Origin of the sequence: Candidatus Protofrankia californiensis, from assembly GCF_900634765.1 — a bacterium.
GTDB classification, from domain to species: domain Bacteria; phylum Actinomycetota; class Actinomycetes; order Frankiales; family Frankiaceae; genus Protofrankia; species Protofrankia californiensis.
Genome location: NZ_CAAAFT010000102.1, coordinates 13,446 through 15,389 on the forward strand (window position 1 = coordinate 13,446; position 1,944 = coordinate 15,389).

The window sequence follows — 1,944 nt, forward strand, 5'->3', positions numbered from 1 at the left end:
CGGAAGGATCCGTCGTCAGGGTCTCCGCCGTCGTCAGGGTCCGTCGTCGTTGTCGGCACCGCACGGCACCGGCTGGCCGGAAAGCCTTTCGGCGCTCCTCCGGAGGATGGCCCCGGCAGGGTCGAAAAAGGTACCGGCGATCGGCCCCGGGTCGCGTGACCATCGGCGCAGTCATCGGGGAAAGATCCTCTACAGTGCCACGGCCAGGCCTGACACGGTCCGGACCCAGGTGTCGTGGGTGATTGCGGGGTGTCCTTCGGCGGTTACATTCCCGCGGTAGGTATTCCTTCGCCGTGTGTCCCGAGTTCCGTGTCGTCTACATTCGCGTCGCCTACAGCGCCGCCTGTGTCGTCGTTTACGTTGTCACTTGCATTGTTGCTTATATCGTTGATTACATGCGCACGGTCGACCTACCTGATCATCAGGCTACCCGACGCGACACCGTCGCGGGCGCCCACAGCCGGTCGGGAAGCCGGCATGTTGTGTTTGCCGCATGTAGAGCACCTGGCTATTCATCCTCGTGCCAGCCGTGGCCCTCGGGATCGATGACCTCCGGTTCCATGCCGAGCATGTCCGCGACCTTGTGGATCAGCACGTCCAGGATGAGTTCGGCGAGGTCGTCGGTGTCCATCGCGCGGGCTTCCAGCGGCCGCCGGTAGATGATGATCCGGTCCGGTGTCGCGGACCGCCCCCGGCCGGCCGGGGGCTGGTGGTGGGCCAGCGGCACCGGATCGTCCAGGCCGAGCACGGCCGGTATGGGCGGGACGTCCTCGACCGCGAACTCGACGCCGGCGAGTTCGGCCGACCAGCGGTGCTCGAGGTGCTCGACGGCGTCCAGGACGAGGTCGTCGAACCGCTCGCCGCGGCTGCGGTAGGCGGGAACCTCCGGCGGGATGAGCAGCCCTCGCAGGCCGCGCCCGCGCCGGTCACGACGGCGCGATGCGCGTATGGGTGGTTGGGTGGACGGGAAGTCCGGCGCGGGGGTTCCCCAGGAGGCGCCGGTGGAGGCGTTGTCCGCCATGTTGTGAGCGTACGGCTCGCCATGCCGGCTGTGCCGGGCGCCCCCCGGGATCTCCCGGCGGGATCCGCTGTACCCTCCGCCACACCCCCGTCGGTACCCGGGTTCCGGTGTCCCGTCGGCGCGACCGGTTGGATGCGCAGCGTCATGAATCTATTACGTTTCTTCCGTGGATGGATGCGACACGGCGGGCGGTGATGGCCGTCGCCCGTTCCGGGGGCTACCGTCCGGAACGTGAAGCCTCGGCGCTGCTCCCGCTCGGCATGTTCAGCGGCTGCGGTCGCCACACTCACGTACGCCTACGCCGAGTCGACAGCCGTCCTCGGGCCGCTCTCCCCATACGTCGAGCCGCATTCCTACGACCTGTGCGGGACGCATGCCGACCGCCTTACTGTGCCACTGGGCTGGGCGGTCGTGCGCATCGAGGGTGAGTCCAGGCACAGTCCAGCCTCTGACGACCTTGAGGCGCTCGCGGACGCGGTTCGTGAGGTGGCCCGACCCACGGGTCGTGAGGACCCGCCCGACCCGTCCACAACCCCAGGTCGGCGCGGTCATCTGCGGGTCCTTCCCCGGCCGTCCTGAATCGGCCCCGTCCCGCTCCGGCCCGGCGGGCCTCGCGCCGGGCCGGACCCCACACCGGGCCGGGTGTCGGGTACCCGAACGGCTCCACCCGGGCCGGCGCCGTGTCGGTAAGGTCGTCGGCGTTGCTGCCGGCAGCACCTGGACTGCTGCTGGCGGCGCTGGACTGCTGCCGGCGGTGCCGCCGGCGGGGCTGGTGACCGGGAAGGCGGAAGGGTGCACGACCTGTCGCGGATCTTCAAGGCATACGACGTTCGGGGTGTTGTGCCGTCCGAGTTCGACTCCGACGTCGCCCACGCCGTCGGCGCCGCGTTCGTGCGCCTGCTGGACGCCCCCCGGATCGTCGT

General features: G+C 69.8%; 3 protein-coding genes. 2 read left to right on the forward strand and 1 reads right to left on the reverse strand.

Going from position 1 to position 1,944, the window contains the following annotated elements; all coding sequences use genetic code 11:
• Positions 1-508: 508 nt before the first annotated feature.
• Positions 509-1,021 (reverse strand): metallopeptidase family protein, encoded by a 513-nt coding sequence (locus DD1DGNOD_RS06120; protein ID WP_241255501.1) that lies wholly within the window; start codon positions 1,019-1,021, stop codon positions 509-511.
• 231 nt (positions 1,022-1,252) lie between these two features.
• Between DD1DGNOD_RS06120 and DD1DGNOD_RS06125 the strand changes: the two genes are divergently transcribed.
• Together DD1DGNOD_RS06125 and DD1DGNOD_RS30470 are read left to right on the forward strand one after the other, a co-directional pair.
• On the forward strand, positions 1,253-1,600 hold the full coding sequence (locus tag DD1DGNOD_RS06125) for a DUF3499 domain-containing protein (protein WP_131765645.1): 348 nt from the start codon (positions 1,253-1,255) through the stop codon (positions 1,598-1,600).
• Between the two features lie 213 nt (positions 1,601-1,813).
• Positions 1,814-1,944 (forward strand): hypothetical protein (locus tag DD1DGNOD_RS30470; protein ID WP_283234661.1); only part of this gene is annotated, 131 nt, incomplete at its 3' end.